The sequence below is a fragment of the Mesorhizobium sp. M0909 genome, from assembly GCF_040319515.1.
GTDB lineage: Bacteria > Pseudomonadota > Alphaproteobacteria > Rhizobiales > Rhizobiaceae > Mesorhizobium.
Window position 1 is genome coordinate 328,068 of sequence record NZ_JAMYOA010000007.1, and the last position, 20,193, is coordinate 348,260.

At 64.5% G+C, this 20,193-nt stretch carries 25 protein-coding genes and 1 tRNA gene; 18 read left to right on the top strand and 8 right to left on the bottom strand.

Features of this window, described 5'->3' with window-relative positions; all coding sequences use genetic code 11:
• Position 1 precedes the first annotated feature (1 nt).
• The 3 genes from NKH83_RS14215 to NKH83_RS14225 are packed head-to-tail and all read left to right on the top strand — an operon-like array spanning position 2 to position 2,150.
• On the top strand, positions 2–634 hold the full coding sequence (locus NKH83_RS14215; RefSeq protein WP_352477543.1) for a precorrin-8X methylmutase: 633 nt from the start codon (positions 2–4) through the stop codon (positions 632–634).
• Complete coding sequence (locus tag NKH83_RS14220) at positions 631–1,389, top strand: precorrin-2 C(20)-methyltransferase (RefSeq protein ID WP_352477542.1); 759 nt, start codon at positions 631–633, stop codon at positions 1,387–1,389. The genes NKH83_RS14215 and NKH83_RS14220 overlap by 4 nt, the downstream gene beginning before the upstream one ends.
• A complete protein-coding gene (locus NKH83_RS14225; protein ID WP_352477541.1) occupies positions 1,386–2,150 on the top strand; it encodes a precorrin-3B C(17)-methyltransferase in 765 nt (254 codons plus the stop codon). Before NKH83_RS14220 ends, NKH83_RS14225 begins: the two co-directional genes overlap by 4 nt.
• Here NKH83_RS14225 and NKH83_RS14230 read toward each other — a convergent pair.
• Positions 2,114–2,896 carry a cobalt-precorrin-6A reductase gene (locus NKH83_RS14230; RefSeq protein WP_352477734.1) on the bottom strand — a complete coding sequence of 261 codons (783 nt, stop codon included), beginning with the start codon at positions 2,894–2,896 and terminating at the stop codon, positions 2,114–2,116. The genes NKH83_RS14225 and NKH83_RS14230 overlap by 37 nt on opposite strands.
• Before the next feature lies 1 nt (position 2,897).
• Between NKH83_RS14230 and cbiE the strand changes: the two genes are divergently transcribed.
• From cbiE to NKH83_RS14270, 8 genes are all read left to right on the top strand, one after another.
• Complete coding sequence (gene cbiE, locus NKH83_RS14235; RefSeq protein ID WP_352477540.1) at positions 2,898–4,139, top strand: precorrin-6y C5,15-methyltransferase (decarboxylating) subunit CbiE; 1,242 nt, start codon at positions 2,898–2,900, stop codon at positions 4,137–4,139.
• Positions 4,136–4,516 (top strand): cobalamin biosynthesis protein, encoded by a 381-nt coding sequence (locus tag NKH83_RS14240; RefSeq protein ID WP_254818091.1) that lies wholly within the window; start codon positions 4,136–4,138, stop codon positions 4,514–4,516. The genes cbiE and NKH83_RS14240 overlap by 4 nt, the downstream gene beginning before the upstream one ends.
• The gene (cobM, locus tag NKH83_RS14245) at positions 4,513–5,277 is read left to right on the top strand and encodes a precorrin-4 C(11)-methyltransferase (RefSeq protein WP_352477539.1); all 765 of its coding nucleotides are present in this window, start codon (positions 4,513–4,515) and stop codon (positions 5,275–5,277) included. The genes NKH83_RS14240 and cobM overlap by 4 nt, the downstream gene beginning before the upstream one ends.
• On the top strand, positions 5,274–6,080 hold the full coding sequence (gene cobA / locus NKH83_RS14250; RefSeq protein ID WP_352477538.1) for a uroporphyrinogen-III C-methyltransferase: 807 nt from the start codon (positions 5,274–5,276) through the stop codon (positions 6,078–6,080). Before cobM ends, cobA begins: the two co-directional genes overlap by 4 nt.
• Positions 6,077–7,390, top strand: a complete 1,314-nt coding sequence (locus NKH83_RS14255; RefSeq protein WP_352477537.1) for a cobyrinic acid a,c-diamide synthase CobB — start codon at positions 6,077–6,079, stop codon at positions 7,388–7,390. Before cobA ends, NKH83_RS14255 begins: the two co-directional genes overlap by 4 nt.
• Positions 7,387–8,148 carry an adenosylcobinamide-GDP ribazoletransferase gene (locus tag NKH83_RS14260; RefSeq protein WP_352477536.1) on the top strand — a complete coding sequence of 254 codons (762 nt, stop codon included), beginning with the start codon at positions 7,387–7,389 and terminating at the stop codon, positions 8,146–8,148. The genes NKH83_RS14255 and NKH83_RS14260 overlap by 4 nt, the downstream gene beginning before the upstream one ends.
• A 24-nt stretch (positions 8,149–8,172) precedes the next feature.
• A complete protein-coding gene (gene cobT / locus NKH83_RS14265; RefSeq protein WP_352477534.1) occupies positions 8,173–9,183 on the top strand; it encodes a nicotinate-nucleotide--dimethylbenzimidazole phosphoribosyltransferase in 1,011 nt (336 codons plus the stop codon).
• A gap of 82 nt (positions 9,184–9,265) precedes the next feature.
• A complete protein-coding gene (locus NKH83_RS14270) occupies positions 9,266–9,535 on the top strand; it encodes a hypothetical protein (RefSeq protein WP_352477533.1) in 270 nt (89 codons plus the stop codon).
• 144 nt (positions 9,536–9,679) lie between these two features.
• Here the strand turns inward: NKH83_RS14270 and NKH83_RS14275 are convergent.
• Both NKH83_RS14275 and NKH83_RS14280 read right to left on the bottom strand, forming a co-directional pair.
• A tRNA-Lys gene (locus tag NKH83_RS14275) sits at positions 9,680–9,755 on the bottom strand.
• Positions 9,756–9,861: 106 nt separating this feature from the next.
• Positions 9,862–10,767, bottom strand: a complete 906-nt coding sequence (locus NKH83_RS14280; RefSeq protein WP_352477532.1) for a PhzF family phenazine biosynthesis protein — start codon at positions 10,765–10,767, stop codon at positions 9,862–9,864.
• A gap of 111 nt (positions 10,768–10,878) precedes the next feature.
• Between NKH83_RS14280 and NKH83_RS14285 the strand changes: the two genes are divergently transcribed.
• The 4 genes from NKH83_RS14285 to NKH83_RS14300 all read left to right on the top strand — a co-directional run bounded on the left by NKH83_RS14285 (position 10,879) and on the right by NKH83_RS14300 (position 14,461).
• Positions 10,879–12,171, top strand: coding sequence for an efflux RND transporter periplasmic adaptor subunit (locus NKH83_RS14285; protein ID WP_352477531.1), 1,293 nt, complete (start codon positions 10,879–10,881; stop codon positions 12,169–12,171).
• Positions 12,172–12,173: 2 nt separating this feature from the next.
• Positions 12,174–12,884 (top strand): ABC transporter ATP-binding protein, encoded by a 711-nt coding sequence (locus NKH83_RS14290; RefSeq protein WP_352799601.1) that lies wholly within the window; start codon positions 12,174–12,176, stop codon positions 12,882–12,884.
• 2 nt (positions 12,885–12,886) lie between these two features.
• Positions 12,887–14,104 carry an ABC transporter permease gene (locus tag NKH83_RS14295; RefSeq protein ID WP_352477529.1) on the top strand — a complete coding sequence of 406 codons (1,218 nt, stop codon included), beginning with the start codon at positions 12,887–12,889 and terminating at the stop codon, positions 14,102–14,104.
• A gap of 114 nt (positions 14,105–14,218) precedes the next feature.
• Positions 14,219–14,461, top strand: a complete 243-nt coding sequence (locus NKH83_RS14300; protein ID WP_352477528.1) for a hypothetical protein — start codon at positions 14,219–14,221, stop codon at positions 14,459–14,461.
• Here NKH83_RS14300 and NKH83_RS14305 read toward each other — a convergent pair.
• On the bottom strand, positions 14,458–15,180 hold the full coding sequence (locus tag NKH83_RS14305) for a hypothetical protein (protein WP_352477527.1): 723 nt from the start codon (positions 15,178–15,180) through the stop codon (positions 14,458–14,460). The genes NKH83_RS14300 and NKH83_RS14305 overlap by 4 nt on opposite strands.
• Before the next feature lie 7 nt (positions 15,181–15,187).
• Positions 15,188–16,300 (bottom strand): endonuclease/exonuclease/phosphatase family protein, encoded by a 1,113-nt coding sequence (locus NKH83_RS14310; protein WP_352477526.1) that lies wholly within the window; start codon positions 16,298–16,300, stop codon positions 15,188–15,190.
• Between NKH83_RS14310 and NKH83_RS14315 the strand changes: the two genes are divergently transcribed.
• From NKH83_RS14315 to NKH83_RS14325, 3 genes are all read left to right on the top strand, one after another.
• Positions 16,299–16,436, top strand: a complete 138-nt coding sequence (locus NKH83_RS14315) for a hypothetical protein (RefSeq protein ID WP_254820699.1) — start codon at positions 16,299–16,301, stop codon at positions 16,434–16,436. The genes NKH83_RS14310 and NKH83_RS14315 overlap by 2 nt on opposite strands.
• Before the next feature lie 51 nt (positions 16,437–16,487).
• Positions 16,488–17,072, top strand: coding sequence for a BA14K family protein (locus tag NKH83_RS14320; protein WP_352477524.1), 585 nt, complete (start codon positions 16,488–16,490; stop codon positions 17,070–17,072).
• Positions 17,073–17,247: 175 nt separating this feature from the next.
• The gene (locus NKH83_RS14325; RefSeq protein ID WP_352477732.1) at positions 17,248–17,532 is read left to right on the top strand and encodes a PilZ domain-containing protein; all 285 of its coding nucleotides are present in this window, start codon (positions 17,248–17,250) and stop codon (positions 17,530–17,532) included.
• A gap of 12 nt (positions 17,533–17,544) precedes the next feature.
• Here NKH83_RS14325 and NKH83_RS14330 read toward each other — a convergent pair whose 3' ends face one another.
• From NKH83_RS14330 to NKH83_RS14340, 3 genes are all read right to left on the bottom strand, one after another.
• A complete protein-coding gene (locus NKH83_RS14330) occupies positions 17,545–18,168 on the bottom strand; it encodes a hypothetical protein (protein ID WP_352477523.1) in 624 nt (207 codons plus the stop codon).
• Positions 18,161–18,682 (bottom strand): hypothetical protein, encoded by a 522-nt coding sequence (locus tag NKH83_RS14335; protein ID WP_352477522.1) that lies wholly within the window; start codon positions 18,680–18,682, stop codon positions 18,161–18,163. The genes NKH83_RS14330 and NKH83_RS14335 overlap by 8 nt, the downstream gene beginning before the upstream one ends.
• Before the next feature lie 499 nt (positions 18,683–19,181).
• Positions 19,182–20,159: a DUF3592 domain-containing protein gene (locus NKH83_RS14340; RefSeq protein WP_352477521.1), complete on the bottom strand. Its 978-nt coding sequence runs from the start codon at positions 20,157–20,159 to the stop codon at positions 19,182–19,184.
• Positions 20,160–20,193 lie beyond the last annotated feature (34 nt).

The following is a 20,193-nucleotide window of genomic DNA, read 5'->3' on the forward strand; positions in this document are numbered from 1 at the left end:
CATGACCGCCTACGACTACATCCATGACGGCACGGCGATCTATGAGCGCTCCTTCGCCATCATCCGCGCCGAGGCCGACCTGTCGCGCTTGTCCGAAGCCGAGGCCGACGTCGCTATCCGCATGATCCATGCATGCGGCCAGGTCGAGGCCGCGCGGCACTTCGTTTTCTCGACCGATTTCGTCGCCGCCGCACGCACAGCGCTGGGCGCCGGCGCGCCGATCTTCTGCGACGCGCAGATGGTCTCGCACGGCGTCACGCGCGCCCGGCTGCCTGCCGGCAACGAGGTAATCTGCACGCTCCGCGATCCGCGGACCGCCGACATCGCGAAAAAGATCGGCAACACCCGCTCGGCCGCGGCGATCGACCTGTGGGGCGAGCGCATAGCCGGTTCGGTCGTCGCCATCGGAAATGCGCCAACCGCCCTGTTTTATCTGCTGGAAAAGCTGCGCGACGGCGCGCCGAAGCCGGCGGCGATTATCGGCATGCCGGTCGGGTTTGTCGGTGCCGCCGAATCGAAGGATGCGCTGGCCGAAAATTCCTACGGCGTGCCTTACGCCGTCGTGCGCGGCCGGCTGGGCGGCAGCGCCATGACCGCCGCCGCCCTCAATGCATTGGCGAGGCCGGGCCTATGAACGTGATCGCAAAAGGTCGACTGGTCGGCGTCGGCACCGGTCCCGGCGACCCCGACCTGCTGACGCTGAAGGCGGTGCGTGCGCTGGCCGAGGCCGATGTCGTTGCGCATTTCGCCAAGCGCGGCAACAACAGCAATGCGCGCGCCATCGTCGGCGCGCATTTTCGCCCCGATTTGATTGAGCTGCCGCTGCTCTATCCGGTGACGACCGAGATCGACAAGGATCACAGCGATTACCGCTCGCAGATCACCGATTTCTATGAGCAATCGGCCGAAAAGGTCGCCGCGCACCTCAGCGCCGGCAGGATGGTCGCGGTGCTTTCGGAAGGCGATCCGCTTTTCTACGGCTCCTACATGCATCTTCATGTCCGGCTGGCGCACCGTTTTCCGACCGAAGTCATCCCGGGCGTCACCGCCATGTCCGGCTGCTGGTCGGCGACCGGCCTGCCGATCGTCCAGGGCGACGACGTGTTGACGGTGCTGCCGGGCACGATGAGCGAATTCGAGCTGACGCGTCGCCTCGCCGACACCGACGCCGCGGTGATCATGAAGGTCGGCCGCAACCTGCCCAAGATCAGGCGCGCGCTGGAGGCAACCGACAAGCTGGCGCGGGCCATCTATGTCGAGCGCGGCACCATGCCGGGCGGCGTCTCGATGCGGCTGGCCGACAAAAAGGACGACCAGGCGCCCTATTTCGCCATCGTGCTGGTGGCCGGCTGGTCGGGCCGGCCAAGTGCATTGAAAGCAGAAGCATGAGCGGCCGCCTCACCGTCATCGGCCTCGGGCCCGGCAACGCCGACCAGGTGACGCCGGAGGCAAGCCGCGCCGTTGCCGAGGCAAAATTCTTCTATGGCTATAAGCCTTATCTCGACCGGCTCGATCTGCGCCCCGACCAGACCCGCGTCGCTTCCGACAATCGCGAGGAACTCGCGCGCGCCAGGGACGCGCTGCTGAAGGCTGCGGAAGGCCACGATGTCGCCGTCGTGTCGGGCGGCGATCCCGGCGTCTTCGCCATGGCGGCGGCCGTCTGCGAGGCGATCGAGGCGGGCCCACCCGAATGGCGCACGGTCGACATCGCTATCGTGCCCGGCATCACCGCCATGCTCGCCGTCGCCGCCCGCATCGGCGCGCCGCTCGGCCATGATTTCTGTGCCATCTCGTTGTCCGACAATCTGAAGCCGTGGGATCTGATCGAGCTGCGCCTGCTTGCCGCGGCGGGCGCCGGCTTCGTGATCGCGCTCTACAATCCGATCAGCAAGGCACGTCCCTGGCAGCTTGGCCGCGCCTTCGAGTGCCTGACGGCGATCCTGCCCGGCACCACGCCGGTGATCTTCGGCCGTGCCGCCGGCCGTCCCGACGAGCGCATCGAGGTTTTTCTGCTGGCCGACGCCGATGCCGCGAAGGCCGACATGGCGACCTGCATCATCATCGGCTCGCCGGAAACCAGGATCATCAAGCGGCGTGACAAGGTCGCGCTGGTCTACACGCCGCGTTCGGCAGCGGGCCCAAGAACATGACCGACCAGAAAATGATCGACCATAGCGGCAAGCGATTCGATGGTTCCCGCCGACGTAACGTCCGGCAACGCCGGCCTTCGGATCATGATCACCTCGACGCCGAGTGCCCGCGCCGCCGCGATCTTGCCGTAGGTCGCCTCGCCGCCGCTGTTTTTGGAAACAACGACTTCGATGCCACGGCTTTCGAGCAGCGTGCGCTCATCGACCTCATGAAACGGCCCGCGCGCCAAGAGATAGGCCGCGTCGGGCACAGCGAGCCTGGGCTCGACCGGGTCGACACTGCGAATGAGATAATGATGCCGGGGAGCTGCCTCGAAGGCAGCGACCTCCTGTCGCCCGAGCGCCAGGAACACACGGCGCGGCACCGATCCCAAAGCCGTCACCGCGCTGGCAACGGTGTCGACCAACGTCCAGCGATCACCTTCGACCGCCTCCCATCCGGGACGCCTGAGCGCAACGGTAGGCACGCCGGTCATGCGCGCTGCTTCCGCCGCATTGGCGGAGATTCGCGCCGCATAGGGATGCGTGGCGTCAATCAGCAGGTCGATCTTGTTCTGGCGGAGATACGCCGCCAGCCCGCCGGCACCGCCGAAGCCGCCGACCCGCACCGGCACCCCCTGCGCGGCCGGGTTTTCGGTGCGACCGGCCAGCGACAGCATGACCGAAATATCCGCGCGCGCGGCAAGCTTGCCGGCCAGTTGCCGTGCTTCGGTGGTTCCGCCGAGGATCAGAATGCGGTGGGTCATCATGCCTGCTGAAGCTCCGCGCGGCGCCAAGCTCGCCTCAAAGTGGCTCACGATCATCGGCATCGGCGAGGACGGTGTAGCGGGTCTCGGCGACGAGGCCAAGCGGTTGATCGCTGAGGCCGAGTTCGTCTTCGGCGGCAAGCGCCACCTCGCCCTTGTCGCATCACTGGTCAAAGGTGAAGCGCGCGCCTGGCCGACGCCTTTCGATGCCGAGATGCGCGACGTGCTGGCGCTCTCCGGCAGACGCGTCTGCGTGCTGGCCTCCGGCGATCCCTTCTACCACGGTGTAGGCGTCATCCTCGCCCGCAAGGTCGCGGCAGAGGATATGCGGGTGATCCCCGCGCCCTCGGCCTTTTCGCTGGCCGCCTCACGCCTGGGCTGGGCGCTGCAGGACGTCGAGACGGTCTCGCTGCATGGCCGCTCGCTTGACCTGATCCGGCCGTTGCTGCATGATTGCACCCGCATTCTCGCGCTGACTTCGGACCGCGATGCACCGGAAGCGATTGCCCGTCTCCTGACCGAGCTCGGCTTCGGCGCGTCGCGGCTGACGGTGCTGGAGGCGCTGGGTGGGCCGAACGAAAGGTTGCGCTCGGCGAGCGCCGGCACCTTCGACCTCGCAAAGATCAATCCGCTCAACGTGCTCGCGATCGAAGTTGAATCGACTCCGCAAGCACCCATCCTGCCGCTGACAGCGGGACGTGCCGATCTTTTGTTCGAGCATGACGGCCAGATCACCAAGCGTGAAGTGCGCGCCGTCACCCTGTCCGCTCTCGCGCCAAGGCGCGGCGAACTGCTGTGGGACATCGGCGCCGGATCGGGCTCCATCGGCATCGAATGGATGCTGGCCCATCCTTCCATGCGTGCCATCGCCGTTGAGGCCGATCCGTCCCGCGCCGCCCGCATCCGACGCAACGCCGCGGCCTGCGGCGTTCCCGGTCTCGCCGTCGTTGAAGATTCGGCACCGCAAGCTCTTGCCGGGCTGGAAACGCCGGCAGCGATCTTCATCGGCGGCGGCGGCAGCGATGCCGGCGTGCTGGAAACAGCCATCGATGCCTTACCTGCCGGCGGCCGCCTAGTCGCCAACGCAGTGACCCTGGAGATGGAGGTACTGCTGCTTTCCCGTCACGCTGCGCTCGGAGGCGAGCTTACCCGGATCGCTATATCCCGTGCTTCGCCGGTTGGTTCGATGCAGGCCTGGCGGCCGGCTATGCCGGTCACGCAATGGAGTTGGGCCAAGCCATGATGGTCGCGGGCATCGGCAGCCGCAAAGGTGTCAGCGCACGCGACGTGCTTGCTGCGGTAGAAACCGCGCTGGAGGCGCACGGGCTTGCCCTGCCCGCGCTTTCAGCCCTCGCGACCGCGTCTCTCAAGCAGGATGAAGCGGCAATCTTCGCCGCCGGACGTGAACTCCGCCTCCCGGTGATCGTTGTCGAGCAGGACGAACTCAAAGCTGCATCTACGACCAGCCACTCCGACCTATCACAGGAGCATGCCGGCACGCCGTCTGTTTCCGAAGCCTCGGCGCTTGCCGCCGCCGGCAAAGGCGCAAAGCTGCTCGGACCGCGCACGGTGCTCGGTGCTGTCACCTGCGCCATCGCCATCAGCGGAGATGCGGCATGACCGTTCACTTCATCGGTGCCGGCCCGGGTGCTGCCGATCTCATCACCTTGCGCGGCAGCCGCCTGCTCGGCAGTTGTCCCGTCTGCCTCTATGCCGGATCGATCGTGGCGCCGGAGCTGTTGCAGCACTGCGCGCCCGGAACGAGGTTGATCGACACCGCGCCGATGTCACTCGACGAGATCGAGGCCGAATATGTGGCCGCCCACGCGGCCGGCCATGATGTCGCCCGCCTGCATTCCGGTGATTTGTCGGTCTGGAGCGCAGTTGCCGAGCAGATCCGCCGGCTGGAGAAGCATGGTATCCCTTATACGCTGACGCCGGGCGTGCCGTCCTTCGCCGCTGCGGCGGCAGCGCTGCGCCGCGAGCTGACCATTCCAGAAGTCGCGCAAAGCCTGGTGCTGACCCGCATCTCCGGCCGCGCCTCGAAAATGCCGCCCGGCGAAACGCTGGCCGGCTTCGGCCGCACCGGCGCCACGCTGGCCATCCACCTTGCCATCCACGCCATCGACCGCGTCGTCGCCGAGCTGACGCCGCATTACGGCGCCGACTGCCCGGTCGCGGTCGTCTTCCGTGCCTCCTGGCCGGACGAGCGCGTGCTGACCGGCACGCTGGCCACCATCGAGGCGCAATTGGCCGCCGATCCGATGGAGCGCACGGCAATCATCTTCGTCGGCCGCTCGCTGGCGGCGGAAGGCTTTGGCGAAAGTTCACTGTATGACGCGCACTACCAGCGGCGCTTTCGCGGACGGGGCGGGTTGTGAGCGGCAGCAATAGAAACACTACGGTCGAGCAGGCGCTCACCCGGCTGGACTTCAAGCCGCGCCAGCTGGAGCCCGGTCATGTCTGGCTGGCCGGTGCCGGCCCTGGCGATCCCGGCTGCCTGACGCTGGAAGTGCTGGCCGCCCTCGGACAGTGCGACGCGCTGGTTTATGACGCGCTGGTCTCGCCCGCGGTCGTCGCCGTCGCCGAGGGCGCGGAACTGTTCTATGCCGGCAAGCGCGGTGGCAAACCATCGATGAAGCAGGACGACATTACCGCTCTGCTGGTTCGGCTGGCGCGCGCGGGCCGGCGCGTCGTCAGGCTGAAGGGGGGCGACCCCTATATTTTCGGGCGTGGCGGCGAAGAGGCGCTTGCGCTGGCCGGGAAAACCATCCCGTTCCGCATCCTGCCTGGCCTGACGTCCGGCCTCAGCGCGCTGGCCGCCACCGGCATTCCCGGCACCATGCGCGGCATCAACAAGGCGCTGATCCTGGCGACCGGTCACGCCGCCGGCACCGATGACGACCTCGACTGGGCGGCCATCGCCCGTACCGGCCAGCCGGTGGTCATCTATATGGGCATGGCCAATCTGCCACTGATCGCCGCCTCGCTGCTCGAGGGCGGGCTGGCGCCTTCGACGCCCACCGCGGTGATTGTCGCTGCGACGACACCGCAGGAACGGATCGTCGTCGCCACGCTCGCCACCATTGCGGAAGAGGCAGCAGCCGCCGGTCTGACCTCGCCGGCGCTGATCGTCGTCGGCGGTATTGTCGCTATGCGTGCGGCACTGGCGGGCGAGCCATGACCCGCGCCATCATCATCGGCGCGCCGCGCTCGGGCTCGGGCAAGACCAGCGTCACCATCGGCATTCTGCGCGCGCTCGCCCGGCGCGGCCTGAAGGTGCGCGGCGCCAAGTCCGGCCCGGACTATATCGATCCCGGCTTCCACACCGCCGCCACAGGCTTGTCCGGCGTCAACCTCGACAGCTGGGCAATGCCGCCCGCCCTGCTTAACGCACTGGCCGGCGAAGCGACCGAAGATGCCGATTTTATCTTCCTCGAAAGCGCCATGGGCCTGTTCGACGGAATTCCGGCTGCTCCGGGCCGCACCGGCTCGGCCGCCGACCTTGCCCGACTTTATGGCTTGCCGGTGCTGCTGGTGCTCGACGTTTCCGGCCAGTCGACCACGGCGGCGGCCGTTGCCAAGGGCTTTGCTACTTATGACCCCGATGTGCGCATGGCCGGTGTCGTGCTCAACCGATTGGGCAGTGAACGCCACCGCCGACTGTGCGGCGATGCCATCGAAGCGCTCGGCCTGCCTGTCGTCGGCGCTATCCTGCGCGATCCCTCGCTCAACCTGCCCGAGCGTCATCTCGGCCTCGTTCAGGCCGGCGAATATGAGAATCTGATGGCGCATCTCGACCGGCTGGCCGATATGGTCGAGCGCTCGCTCGACCTCGACGCCATCATGGCTCTGGCGGCGCCATTCACGCCCGCGCCGGGCAATTTCGGCGACGCGCTGCCGCCCCCCGGCCAGCGCATTGCACTCGCCGAGGACGCTGCCTTTACCTTCCTCTATCCGCACGTTGCCGCGCATTGGCGCAAGGCCGGCCCCGAGATCGTCCCATTCTCGCCGCTCGCCGATGAAGCGCCCGGCGACAATTGCGATGTCTGCTGGCTGCCCGGCGGCTATCCCGAGCTCCACGCCGGCCGCCTCGCCGCCGCTGCGAATTTCAGGGCGGGCATGGCGAGGTTCGCCGCCACGCGGCCGGTGCATGGCGAGTGCGGCGGCTTCATGGTGCTCGGCGAGGCGCTCGAGGACGCATCGGGCGAGACGCATCGGATGCTTGGCCTGCTCGGCCATTCGACCAGCTTCGCCAAGCGCAAGATGAATCTCGGCTACCGCGAGGCGCGGCTGCGGTCCGGCTGTCCGCTCGGCAGCCAAGGCACGCTGATCCGCGGCCATGAGTTCCACTACGCGCAGATGGTTGCGACCGGCAATGACGAGCCGCTGGCCGATCTCGCCGACGGGCAAGGCAACCCGCTCGGCGCCTCCGGCTACCGGCGCGGCAATGTCAGCGGCACGTTCTTCCATGCCATTGCGAGGGGCGGATGAAGGCCTCGCAACAGCAAATTCTCGATGATATCGCGCTTTGCCTCGTCTTCTTTACCCGGCTGCCGCTGCCGCGAGCCGACTTCCGTGGCCGAAGCCTTGCCGCTGCGATCTGGGCTGCACCGGTCGCCGGTCTCGCCGCCGCTATGGCCGGTGCGCTGGCCTACGCGGTCGGCACGAGGCTGGGCCTAGCCGGAGGTCCTGCTGCAGCGTTCGCCCTTGCCGCGATCTTGCTTGTCACCGGCTGCCTGCATGAGGACGCGCTGTCGGATGTTGCTGATGGTTTTGGCGGCGGCAAGACCCGCGACAGGAAACTGGAGATCATGCGTGACAGCCGCATCGGTGCCTACGGCGCCTGCGCGCTCGGCATCTCGCTGCTGATCCGCTGGAGCGTGCTCTCTGGATTCGCCGGCCCAGCCCACGTGTTCTTGGCTTTGATTGCCGCGCATGCCGCCTCGCGCGGCCTGCTCGGCGCCTTCATGCACCTGCTGCAGCCGGCCCGCAGCGACGGCCTTTCGGCCGAAGCGGGCACCGTCTCGGCTAAAACAGCTGGCATCGGTGCCGTACTCGGTGCGGTCGCGCTGTTGGCGCTTGGGTTCGGCGCTGCCGTTTTCGCGATCATCCTGCTCGGTCTGTTATTCGCCGCCTTCCGCGCGCTTTGCCTCAATCAGATCGGCGGCCAGACCGGCGACACCGTCGGCGCCCTTCAGCAGCTGGGCGAGATCGCAATCCTGCTCGTCGCTTCCATTTCCCTTTCCTGACTCTGTTTCGGAGATTTTGCCCCCATGCCTTTCAAATCGCTCGATGAACTGCGCGCCGCCTGCCTCGGCCTGCCCATTGGCAGCGACGCCGCGGCCAATGCCGTCGCCCGCCGCCAGGACACGCTGACCAAGCCGCAAGGCAGCCTTGGCCGGCTGGAGACAATAGTCGCCTGGCTGGCGCGCTGGCAGGGCCGCGACATGCCAAAGCTCGACCGTGTCAAGGTCTTCGTCTTCGCCGGCAATCACGGCGTCACCGCGCAAGGCGTGTCGGCCTTCCCGTCGGAGGTCACCGTGCAGATGGTGGCGAATTTCGCCGGCGGCGGCGCCGCCATCAACCAGCTTGCCCGCATCGCCGGCGCGGAGCTGGACGTCATCCCGCTTGATCTGGATCATCCGACCGGCGATTTCACGCAAGACGTGTCGATGGACGACGAGGCCTTCCTCGCCGCTGTCTCGGCCGGCTACGACGCGGTCAGCAAGGACCTCGACCTCGTCTGCTTCGGCGAAATGGGCATCGGCAACACCACGCCGGCGGCGGCCATCTCAACCGCGCTGTTCGGCGGCGGCGCCGAACGATGGACCGGGCGCGGCACTGGCGTCGACGATGCCGGCCTCGTGCGCAAGATCGTCGCCATCGAGGCCGGCCTGAAGCGCCACGCCCCGGCGCTGGCCGATCCGCTGAAGCTCGCGGCGGCCCTCGGCGGCCGCGAGCTTGCGGCGATCTTGGGCGCAACGCTGGCTGCGCGTCATCTCGGCGTGCCGGTATTGCTCGACGGCTTCGTCTGCACCGCCGCAGCGGCACCCTTGGCAGCGCTGCACCCTGCTGGCCTCGCCCACACCCTGGCAGCCCATGTCTCGGCCGAATCCGGCCACCGTCGTCTATTGGAGGCGCTCGGCCTGCCGCCCTTGCTCGACCTCGGCATGAGGCTCGGCGAAGGCTCCGGCGCCTGCCTCGCCGTCAACATCGTCCGCTCGGCACTCGAATGCCATGCCAGGATGGCAAGTTTTGCGGAGGCTGGTGTTTCGGAGAAGTGATCCAGTTCAACATCGGCCTATGAGCTTGATCCACTAAGGCAGCAGCTTCCGTTCGCAATGATTCTCAGATAAATCTGGTGGGATGAAAAAATTTCACCCCGCCTACTCTGCTGCGTTTCTCATTGTCGGTAGCGGTGCGCTAATTTCGCGCGGCAGATACTCCAGCTACGGTCCGATCGACACCGCGATTCTCGTCCTTTTCTTGATCTTCTTCTGGTGGCTTATCAGCGACTTTTCAGGGGGAAAAGCCGATGTTGATGCTGACAGACGTCAGAGTGCTGACAATGGCATCGCTTTTCGGTTCGGCAAGTTTCTGAGCCGCGTTTTCGGGCGCGGCAATCGCAGCGTTTGATCCAGTCGGCTGCGAGCGCCGCGAGCTAAGAGCACGCCTCGCCAAAGACTATCGGACTCCAAAAGCAGCCCAAAGTCGATGAAACGAGCGCGGTGAATGAAACCGGCTCGTTCTAAGGTCTTTCCACCAAATCCTGGAGATTTTTGGTGGGTGCGCACAGGATTGAACTGTGGACCCGCTGATTAAGAGTCAGCTGCTCTACCAACTGAGCTACGCACCCACTCGGCCGGTAAAAACCGGCGTTGGCGGGCATATAGCCGCCGCCATCCGCCATGTCCAGCCCCGTGGGATTCATTTCCCGACAAATCGCCGAAGTGCCGAGGTCGTCAAACAAAAAGCCTGCCTTCAGCCACCTTCACCGCATGGCCACCGATGCGGGCGGCGGCCAGTTTGCCGCCGTCGACATTCAGTTCGAGGCGAATGCGCGAAGGCCGGCCCATCTCCAGCCCCTGCTCGATCCACAGTTGTGAAACGCCGTCTGTCGGGCCGTCGAAATGCATGATCGCGCCGGCGAACGCGGCCGCCGCTGATCCGGTCGCCGGGTCTTCGTAGGACGGATTGCCGGGCACCATCATGCGGACATGGAAGGCACTGTCATGGTGCACCGTCTCGCGGCAATAGACATAGGGGCTGGCGAAGGCCCATTCGCTCTTGCGTGGTGCGAGCTCCGACCACGCCTGGTTGTCCAGCCTAATCCGAGCGGCCGCCTCCAGATTGGCGACGGGGATGGTCACGTAGGGCACGCCCGCCGACCAGAACGAAACGCGGTGGTTCTCGAAGCCGATCTCGTGCGGCCCAAGGCCAAGGGCCGCGCCGATCGCCTCGGGATCGGCCGACAATTCCAGCTGGGCCGGCAGTTTCGCCAGGTCGAACTCGGCAAAGGTCGAACCATCGTGCTTGCTGACAGCGCAGCGCACCGGGCCGATATTCTCCTCGAGCACGAAGATACCGGCGGCCTCTCCCGCCATTTCGGCGAGCGCTATCGCCGAGCCGACGGTCGGGTGGCCGGCGAACGGCATTTCATAGTCGGGCGTGAAGATACGGATGCGGGCCCGGTGCTTCGGGTTGTCAGCCGGCAGCACGAAGACGGTTTCCGACAGGTTGAACTCGCGCGCCACCGCCTGCATCGCCGCAAGGTCCAGCCCGTCACAGTCGAGCACCACGGCCAGCGGATTGCCGGCCAGCCGGTTGGTGGTGAATACGTCGTAAAGCAAGTAATTCCGCGGCTGCATCTCAGTAAGTCCTCTGCCTCATTCCTAACATGAGCGAAATTTAATTTGAATTTTGAACCATAAGGCCTGATTTGTGCACTGATGGGATATCACTGAACATAGGGGTCCGGCGTGGACCAGATTGTCAATCTGCCAAAGACGGAATCCGCTTCCGCCATCGAGACGGCGCTCGGGCTCGACCACCAGGGCCTGAAGACAAAACGCCGTCGCGGTTGGTTTTACGCGCTGCTTGCGCTACTCGCAGTGGCCGCGGGTGTCGTCGGCTACCCCTGGTACGCGGGCTCGCCCGCCAAGATCGAGTATACCACGACACTGGCCGCCATGGCCGATCTTACCGTCGCGGTTTCGGCAACCGGCACGCTGCAGCCTCTCACCCAGGTCGATATTTCCAGCGAACTCTCCGGCGTCGTCCGCTCGGTCTCGGTCAACGAGAATCAGCTGGTGAAGAAGGGCGATGTGCTGGCTGCGCTCGACACTGCAAAGCTGGAGGTGCAGATCGAGCGCGCCCAGGCCTCCGCCAAGGCAGCGGCCGCGAGTGTCGAGGACGCCACCGTGACCCTGGCCGAGAACGAAAAGGCGCTGGTGCGCGCGGCACAACTGACCAAGCGCGGTATGGCGACGGACCAGTCGCTCGAAGCGGCAACTGCCACGCGCGACCGCTCGAAGGCGGCACTCGATATCGCCAAAGCCAACCTCGCCATGGCCAGTGCCGATCTCAAGGCGCAGCAGACGGATCTTGCCAAGAGCACCATCTACGCTCCGATCGACGGCATCATACTGACGCGCTCGGTCGATCCCGGCCAGACGGTCGCCTCTTCGCTGCAGGCGCCGGTGCTGTTCGTCATCGCCGCCGACCTGAAGAACATGGAGTTGAAGGCGGCGGTCGACGAGGCCGATATCGGCGCCGTCAAACCCGGCCAGCATGCGCGCTTCACCGTCGATGCCTTTCCGGAACGGCCGTTCGACGCCGAAATCCGCGACATCTCCTATGCCTCAGTCACCACCGACGGCGTCGTCACTTACGATGCAAGGCTGGATGTCGACAACAGCGAACTTCTGTTGCGGCCCGGCATGACAGCCACCGTCTCGGTCGTCACCAAGCAGGCCAGGAACGTGCTCACCGTGCCGTCGATCGCCTTCCGCTACCGGCCGGCCCAGACAGCGGAGCGCGGCTGGAGCCTCACCGACCTGTTCACCGGCCGCATGGGACGCCCCGGCGGCAACCGCCAGCACCCGGCGGCGACGAAGCCCACCGACGGCTCGCGCACGCTCTACGTGCTGGAGAATGGGCGGCCGCATCCGGTCAACGTCAGGGTCGGCTCGACAGACGGCGAACTGACCGAGATCGTCTCCGGCCTGGAGGAAGGCGCACAAGTCATTACCGCCTCGCAGCAGCTGAGTTGATCGTGGCATCGGTCGCGACCACGCTCATAGGCTTCGACAAGGTCTGGAGAAGCTATGGCCAGGGCGAAGCCCGGGTGCATCCGCTGGCCGGCGTCGACCTCGCAATCAGACGCGGCGAATTCGTCGCCATCATGGGCCCATCCGGTTCCGGCAAATCGACGGCGATGAACATCATTGGCTGCCTCGACACGCCGACCGCTGGGACTTACAGCTTCGAAGGCATCGACGCCGGCCGTCTCGACCGCAACCGCCGTGCTCAGCTGCGCAATCTCTATGTGGGCTTCGTCTTCCAGGGCTATAATCTCTTGCCGCGCACTACGGCGGCGGAAAATGTCGAACTGCCGCTGATCTACCGCGGCGTTCGCGCCCGCGAGCGCCGCGGCCTTGCTATGCAGGCACTTGCCGAGGTCGGCCTTGTTGGCCGCGAGCATCATACGCCAGCCGAGCTGTCCGGCGGCCAGCAGCAGCGCGTGGCGATCGCCCGCGCCATCGTCACCAGGCCAACGCTGCTCGTTGCCGACGAGCCGACCGGCAATCTCGACACCGCCCGCACGCACGAGATCATGGAGCTCCTGACGCAGCTGAACAGCGAGCTCGGCCTGACCATCGCCATGGTCACGCACGAAGCCGATGTTGCCGGCTATGCCCAGCGCACGATCCGTTTCCTCGATGGCCATGTCGCCTCGGATACCGCCAATCTCGAGATGGCCTAGCCATGATCTGGGAAACCGTCCGCCTCTCGCTCCGCTCCATCCGCCGCAACGTGCTGCGCTCGTTCTTGACGCTGCTCGGCATCGTCATCGGCGTTGCCGCCGTCATCGCCATGCTGACCATCGGCTCGGGCACCACCGAGAAGGTCAAGTCCGATATTTCCAAGCTCGGCAGCAATCTGCTTGTCATCCGTTCCGGCCGTCCGGCGGGGCCTGGCGGCCCTGGAGGGCTCGACCAGGTGGTCCGGCCTCTTGCCTACAAGGATCTCGCAGCGCTTGTCGCGCATCTGGACGGCGCGCGCGCTATCGCGCCGGCGTCGCAAAAGCAGGTGCGCGTCATTTTCGGCACCGAAAGCCTGACCTCGGGCGTCACCGGCACCGACAGCGCCTATCTCGATGCCCGCGACTGGAAGCTGGTTTCGGGCCGCCCGTTCAGCGATTCGGAAACCCGCTCGGGGACCGGCGTCTGCCTCATCGGGGAGACGGTGCGCCAGCAGTTCTTCGGCGCCGGTGACCCCGAAGGCGAGATCATCCGCGTCAACCGCACCTCCTGCAAGATCATCGGCTTGCTCGAACCGAAGGGCTATACCGGCTTCGGCCAGGACCAGGACAATGTCGTGCTGATGCTGCTCGCCGCCTATCAGCGTCGCATTGCCGGCAATCGCGACATCGAATCGGTCTATGTCGCCGCCGACGACCGTACGCCAACCACGGTGCTGCAGCAGCGCGTCGAGGACATCTTGCGCGACACACGCCGCATCACGCCCGACCGAGACGATGATTTCTCGATCCGCGACATGACCCAGATCGCCGATGCCATGGCCAGCGCCACCACCACCATGACTGGCATGCTCGGCGCCGTCGCCGGCGTCAGCCTGCTCGTCGGCGGCATCGGCATTATGAATATCATGCTGGTGTCGGTAACCGAGCGCACGCGCGAGATCGGCATCAGGCTCGCCATCGGCGCCCACGAAAAGCACATCCTCATCCAGTTCCTGGTCGAGGCGACGGTGCTGTCGCTGCTTGGCGGCATCATCGGCATCCTGATCGGCCTGGCATTGGCCGGCCTCGCCTCGCTGACGCTGACGATCCCGTTTGCGCCAAGCCCGGCGGTCATCCTGCTTGCGGTCGGCTTTTCCGCGCTGATCGGCATGGTGTTCGGCTTCTTCCCGGCGCTGCGCGGCGCACGGCTCAACCCCATCGACGCGCTGAGGCATGAATAGAGCGTTGCAGCAAATGTCGCCTCGCGACGCTGCCAATTTTATAAGCAACCTGCCCTTGTCGCAGCACAATCTGCAATGATAACAATGCTGTTGGGGACTAAGGGGGAACAATGGATGAGCAAGAGAGGGCGACTGGCTCTGGCGATGGTGATCGTCGAAGCCGCATTGGCAGGGCTTTGGTGGAATTTGATCCGTTATGGAATGGATAATCCCGATCGCGTCACAGCTGACTTCCAGCAGGTAATTGGGCAGACGATGGGAACGGCCATGGGGGCACTCCTGGGTCTCGGCGTGCTGCTGTATTTTGTCGCTGCCCGCAGCGACCGCAAGGCTATTGAAGGCAGGTCGCGACGTTAGAGTCGGAATCCTTGCGCGAAGTGCCATTCGATCAGCGGTCTCATATGCGGCATCAATCCGTCCGGCAGGTCGGCTGCATTGCGGATGATCACAGGACCTTCGATTTCAGGCTCTGACTCGGCCGCGACGAAAGCGCGGATCCGCTGTGCCAGGTCGTCGGCGGAGGCCGTCTCGCGGTAGCGGCGAAAGATCACCGTGCCGCTTGCCGTCGACAGGGCGTAGTGGCGCCTGCCGCGTGTCGCGCCTGATAGGTCGAGGCCGGTTTCCTCCCGTACCTCGCGGATCATGTTGAAGTCGACGTCGACAAGGCCGTCGCGGAAATCGGCGGGCTCGAACGAACCGGCGGCGAAGTAGATGCGGCCGGCATTGACCGTATGCGGCGCCATGCGGATCGCCACCAGCGCATTGTCGCCAGCGACCAGCATGGCGTGCGCGTAGGCATGTTCGGCGCCAGGCACCTGTCTATTGCTGCGCCAAAGCATGAAAGTTGAATACCGCACCGCATGGCAGCGGCCGACGAGGCGATTGTCGCGGTAGCTGAGTGCGGAAAGCAGCACCACGGTGCCGTCGAAAAGCGCCGGCTTCGATGCGGTCTCACGCCGCCAGTTCGCCGCGATCGCCTGGGCATTATCGCGCTCGAATGGATGCGGGCCAGGATCGAGCCTGACGTCGATGGCATCGACCGGCAGGATGACGTTGCGCGGCAGGTCAAAACTCACGCCTGTCTCACGCCATGTCGAGGCCAATTGCTACCGGGCAATGGTCGGATGCCTTCGGCCGGTCCCACCCTGCGCGTGGGAAGCGCTCGACCTCCTGGCCGGCCGGAAATATGGTGCGCCAAGGCTGTCCGTTACGGATGATATCGGGAACGGCGGTGGCGTTCTGCCTGGCCAGCGCCCTCGACAAAAGGATGTAGTCGAGTTGGCAGAGATGCCGCTCTTCCGGTCCGCGCGTGTGATAGAAAGTCCAACGGTCCATTTCCGGCCGCCGCTCGACCGCGTTTTCGCAAAAACCGCCGGCAGTGAGCACGTCGATGCAGGACCGGGTCTCGTCGATCACCTCGAAGCGATAGCCGTCGAAAACATCGCCAGTGATCTTCACGCGCTGCCGGTAGTCGTTCATGTCGCCGCAGATTGCCCAGCGCTTGTCGGCGGCATGGTCCTTGCCGAAGCGCTCCTCGATGATCCGGCGCACCGCCTGCGCCTCGGCGATACGCAGCGGCATTGTCGCCTCGCGGCCGTCGAGGCCGTTACGGGGCGAGCCCATCGACTTGAAATGCACGAGATAGAGCGTCAACGGCGCGCCAGCCACGGTCAGATCGATTTCCAGGCAGTCGCGCCGGAAGATGCGTTCATTGGCCTGGTGACCAAGCGCCGCCAATTCCGCCGTGTGCAGCCCGAATTGCTCGAACGTGACATAGGCGTAGCTGGTCATGCGCACGAATTCGATCGGCTGGCCCTGCGCGGTCTCGTTGCGCATCATCACGGCGACGTCGATGCCGCGCGAATCATTGCCGGCGGTGGTGTATTTCTGCCGGTAGCCTTGCCCCACCATCTTGAACAGATAACCATATTCGAAGGCCTTCAGCGCCTCGATATTATCGACCTCCTGCATGCAGATGATGTCGGCGCGGGTGGCCGCGATCGCCAGCGCCGTCAACTGCCGCGTGTCGTCGGATTGCGCGATGGCCCGCGCCTGCTCGAGCATCTTGTATTCGGCCTCGCTCTGGATGTCGAAAAGCGCCAGCGTGCGATCTTCGTTGAGCTGATTGCGGTATCCGGAATAATCAAACCTGTTCATCAGGTTTTCGACGTTGAAAGTGGCAAGGCGCAGCGACATGGCTTTGACCTTTGCCCGCAAGCGCGCCCGAAAACAAGGGCGCAGAAATCAGGCGGCTCTGCTTGATCGCGCGCTCGCTATGGCTGACGGAACCTTTTTGTTCATCTTCCGTTCAGATGGAAAGTTCCATCAATAGGCCCTTCCCCGGGGTATTCTGGGCGTGGGGCCTGAATCTTCGGAGAGTGCGATGAAACCGCTCTTTTTATCTTCTGTCAGATCCGGGCTGATGGCCCTCGGTCTGATCACCGGCCTCTCGGCCCCCTCGCTTGCCGGGCCAATACCCAAACCTCTGCTGCCGGTGGCGGGCAATGCTGCCGACATCGTGCAAATTCGTGAAGATTGGGCAGGCGGCAATGACAGGCAGATCTGGCGTTGGCGCAATCGCGGCTTTCGGCAATGGCACGGCGGCGACGATTGGAGATGGCGGTCCCACAATTTCCGCGGCCGTCATTTTTCGAGACACTGGGATAATGGCGGCTGGGACGACAGCTGGCGCTGGCGCCACCATCGCCGCCATTACCGCGGCGGCTACTATGATGATGGTGCGGGTGCCGCGATTCTTGGCTTGGGCCTGGGGCTCGGCCTTGGCAGCCTGTACAACAGCTACAACTACTACGACGCGCCGCCACCGCGCCGCTATTATCGCGCAGGGCGGCTTTCCAGTGCACATGTCCAATGGTGTTACAATCGCTACCGGTCGTACCGCGCCTGGGACAACACCTTCCAGCCCTATTACGGGCCGCGCCAGCAATGCTACTCGCCCTATAGGTAAGCAGGCCGACAACAAGCATCGTTCGGCGCCGTGCTTCGCGGCGCCTTTTTCTTCCAGCCAGGAACCGCGAACATCTCCCAGTCCCGACTGCTGATAACGCTATTTTTATCAGGCAGGTCTAATAATCCTCCCGATCAGAACGCCCGAGACGCGAAAAATGGCTGGATTGCGTGCGATGGCCGAGGACGAACAGAGGGACAAACGCCGGCAGCGCGTCTTCAAGGGCGCGACGATCCTGACCGGCATGACCAATTCCGAGGTCACATGCACGCTGCGCAACATGCATGCCGGCGGCGCCGAATTGAAGGTCTCGATCGACGCGCGCGTGCCCGATGAGTTCCTGCTCTATGTTCCGACCGACGGCATCGCCTACAAGGCCGTGGTCCGCTGGCGCCGCGAGGACCGCATCGGCGTGATGTTCACCGGCACCCAGCCAAAGCCCAGTTGGCATTACGGCTGATATCTACCGGCGCTATCCGGGTGGCAGGACTTGCAGCGTCTGCTCGTCAAACAGCGGCTCATCCTGGCCGACGCGAACGAATAGCAGCTTTCGCAGTTCGGGTGATTGCACCTCGAAATACTGAATGCCGTCCGGGGCTTCGCCCCATTCGCCGCAAGGCGGTTCGCCGACCTCGTCAGGGTTGGCGACGGTCTTCAATTCCTCACGATAGGCGGCATCGGGACTGAAAACATACCGGAGGATGCGCGCGGGCGTCGCCCCTTCGGTGTAAGGCATGAGCACGCAACGTGTGCTGATGGCTTTCTCGGTCTTCTGCGTAAAAATGCGCTGCAACGCAGCATCGGCGGCCTCGCCCGGCAGCATATCGAAGACTTCGACGACGGGATCGGCCGAACCGCCATCGCTGTATTTGATGGCAAGAGCATTGCCGCCAAACTCGAAATGAATCCGGCGAAAACCGAAATCGCAGCGCTGTACCCAGGCAGCCAGCCCGACATCCCTGTCCGCCAACCGTTCCCAACTGCATTTGTCGACGGGCGGACGCGACGGCGTGCTTTGGTCGGCACGAGCCCCCGGGGCCATGGCCACAAGGACCGACAGGGTGCAGATGCAGGCCGGCAGTCTCTTGTTATTCATAGCTGCAACCCGTCAAGCTAAAGGCGTCCCAGGCCGAACCGTCGGGATTGGCTTTGGCGAAATCGGGCCATTCGGTAAAAATCGCGCCGAAATCAGGCAACAGCAACCCTGCCGGTGCCGGCGAAGTTTCGCGGGAACTCAGCTGCTCGGCACCGCCTGCACTGAACGCATAGACCTGCCCGTCCCACACTCTGCACAGTCCGGTGCCGTCCTCAAGACCCGCCTCGCGATCGTCGTCGGTGCAGGTGTGCCGGATCGTACCCACAGGAAACGAATACTTGCCATTGGTCCAGGTGATGTCCGACGGCAGACGAAGGTCGGTGTTGGGTACGATCAGCGAAAAGACCTCGGTCGTCAGCGCAGCCGGCTCGTTGTCTGTGGGCCGGAACTGTATCGTCGCTCCCGAACGCGGCTCGCGATAGGTCGCATGGCTGAGCGAACATTCTGTTGCGTTCGCTGCTTGCGACAGGCTCAGCATGCACAGAAAAATAGCTGCTGCCTTGCGGATGATCATTTAAGTCCCTGGAGCAGCATCATTGTGAAATCTAAGTATCGATGCTTTAGCATGGCCCGATGTCATGGTCGAAAGAAAGAATCGATGATCCGAAATCTCTTGATGCTCATTTCGATCTCAACATTTTCGTGCGGCAGCGCCGTTGCCACGGAACCCTATGTCGGCACATGGTCCCGGGACAGATCGAACTGCACCGCCGTTGCGGATGTTCAACGCCAGACGGTCTACACATTGTACCGCGATGCGCTGTCGCTCCCTGCTCTCGGCTGCGAACACGCAACGTTTCTCAAGACACCCACGGGTTGGGTGGCGCGGGCCAGCCAATGCTACGGATCCGACCCGTCGGCCGAAGAGCCGTTCTCCCGTGTCATCCATGTTGTGGTCGACGGGGCAACGTTGAGACTGACATGGCCGGGCTTCGACAGCGGAGTTCTTGTCAGATGCTGAAGACAAGTGCCCTTCCTCTGGATCTACAGCGTCGAGGACGGCAGCTTCAGCCTTAGATCACCCCGACAAGCAGCGCGGCTCCACCTATGAAGCCAACTGCGCAGACCCACAGGAGCCAAAGCCCACTCACCCTGCATTCGAGAACCGCGGCAGCCGGATTGACGGGATCGTAGTGGACTTCGACCTTGTCGCCCTCGAGGTAGCGCCGTGATTGACCGCTGACGAGGCTCGGCAGCGAAGCCGTCACGTTTGCGCCGAAAGCGATGCGATCGGCGGCGTAGCGCTGGCCGGCGACGCTATAGCTGTAGACGATGCGGGATTTGAAGACTGTTCGCCAGGGCCGATAGCCGCCTCCGGACCTGTCGCGGGTCTCAAATTTCTGTGAGCCCGAAGCATCGATGTGTCCTGCCGTGATGGGCCATTTCGCCGCCTGTTCCGCTAGTGACTTCTGGGCGAAGCCCATGCGCAGGACAAACAATCCCATGAACAGCAGCAGGGCCGCGGCGCCGAGGTTCTGCGGCTTGGGCAAAAACGGCCGGATCGCTTCCAGGACGCCGCCGACGGAGAAGACCAATACCAGCGCGCCAACCACCAGCCCGGCCGAAAGCTGGACCATGAATTTGAAGGAACCTTCGGGCATGGTGCGTTCGATCACGGCCTTGGCTGGATCGGCCGGGTTGTAGAAGACGGTTACGCCGGCCCCGTTTGGAAATTTCGCAAGGGTTTCCGCCACGGCAAAGTTTCCAAGGTTCTCCTGCACGCTGTAGTGCGAACTGCGAAACTTCTTGCCGTTCACCTTGTATTCGAAGGTGATCGCCGGGAAGTTGCGCATCTCGGTCGACCCTCTGCTGTCCGAACCGGATCCCGAACTGGTCACCTCGCGAGCCTCGACACGCGACGAGACGATCTTTCCCGGCGTCGGAGACCAGCGGCTGACCGCCCTCACCTCCCACCACTTCAGGAACGTGACGAGGGAGAGCATGCCGGCAACCGCGCAGGCAAACCCGATCAACAGAAACTTGAGTTCCAACGCTCACCCCCTTTGGCACTTTTGTGCCATGCCC

Excerpts from the sequence above, each read along its gene's own strand:
- NKH83_RS14215 (WP_352477543.1), top strand. The coding sequence starts at position 2 with ATGACCGCCTACGACTACATCCATGACGGCACGGCGATCTATGAGCGC.
- NKH83_RS14220 (WP_352477542.1), top strand. The coding sequence starts at position 631 with ATGAACGTGATCGCAAAAGGTCGACTGGTCGGCGTCGGCACCGGTCCC.
- NKH83_RS14225 (WP_352477541.1), top strand. The coding sequence starts at position 1,386 with ATGAGCGGCCGCCTCACCGTCATCGGCCTCGGGCCCGGCAACGCCGAC.
- NKH83_RS14230 (WP_352477734.1), bottom strand. The coding sequence starts at position 2,896 with ATGACCCACCGCATTCTGATCCTCGGCGGAACCACCGAAGCACGGCAA.
- cbiE (WP_352477540.1), top strand. The coding sequence starts at position 2,898 with ATGCCTGCTGAAGCTCCGCGCGGCGCCAAGCTCGCCTCAAAGTGGCTC.
- NKH83_RS14240 (WP_254818091.1), top strand. The coding sequence starts at position 4,136 with ATGATGGTCGCGGGCATCGGCAGCCGCAAAGGTGTCAGCGCACGCGAC.
- cobM (WP_352477539.1), top strand. The coding sequence starts at position 4,513 with ATGACCGTTCACTTCATCGGTGCCGGCCCGGGTGCTGCCGATCTCATC.
- NKH83_RS14255 (WP_352477537.1), top strand. The coding sequence starts at position 6,077 with ATGACCCGCGCCATCATCATCGGCGCGCCGCGCTCGGGCTCGGGCAAG.
- NKH83_RS14260 (WP_352477536.1), top strand. The coding sequence starts at position 7,387 with ATGAAGGCCTCGCAACAGCAAATTCTCGATGATATCGCGCTTTGCCTC.
- cobT (WP_352477534.1), top strand. The coding sequence starts at position 8,173 with ATGCCTTTCAAATCGCTCGATGAACTGCGCGCCGCCTGCCTCGGCCTG.
- NKH83_RS14270 (WP_352477533.1), top strand. The coding sequence starts at position 9,266 with ATGAAAAAATTTCACCCCGCCTACTCTGCTGCGTTTCTCATTGTCGGT.
- NKH83_RS14280 (WP_352477532.1), bottom strand. The coding sequence starts at position 10,767 with ATGCAGCCGCGGAATTACTTGCTTTACGACGTATTCACCACCAACCGG.
- NKH83_RS14295 (WP_352477529.1), top strand. The coding sequence starts at position 12,887 with ATGATCTGGGAAACCGTCCGCCTCTCGCTCCGCTCCATCCGCCGCAAC.
- NKH83_RS14300 (WP_352477528.1), top strand. The coding sequence starts at position 14,219 with ATGAGCAAGAGAGGGCGACTGGCTCTGGCGATGGTGATCGTCGAAGCC.
- NKH83_RS14315 (WP_254820699.1), top strand. The coding sequence starts at position 16,299 with ATGGCTTTGACCTTTGCCCGCAAGCGCGCCCGAAAACAAGGGCGCAGA.
- NKH83_RS14310 (WP_352477526.1), bottom strand. The coding sequence starts at position 16,300 with ATGTCGCTGCGCCTTGCCACTTTCAACGTCGAAAACCTGATGAACAGG.
- NKH83_RS14320 (WP_352477524.1), top strand. The coding sequence starts at position 16,488 with ATGAAACCGCTCTTTTTATCTTCTGTCAGATCCGGGCTGATGGCCCTC.
- NKH83_RS14325 (WP_352477732.1), top strand. The coding sequence starts at position 17,248 with ATGGCCGAGGACGAACAGAGGGACAAACGCCGGCAGCGCGTCTTCAAG.
- NKH83_RS14330 (WP_352477523.1), bottom strand. The coding sequence starts at position 18,168 with ATGAATAACAAGAGACTGCCGGCCTGCATCTGCACCCTGTCGGTCCTT.
- NKH83_RS14335 (WP_352477522.1), bottom strand. The coding sequence starts at position 18,682 with ATGATCATCCGCAAGGCAGCAGCTATTTTTCTGTGCATGCTGAGCCTG.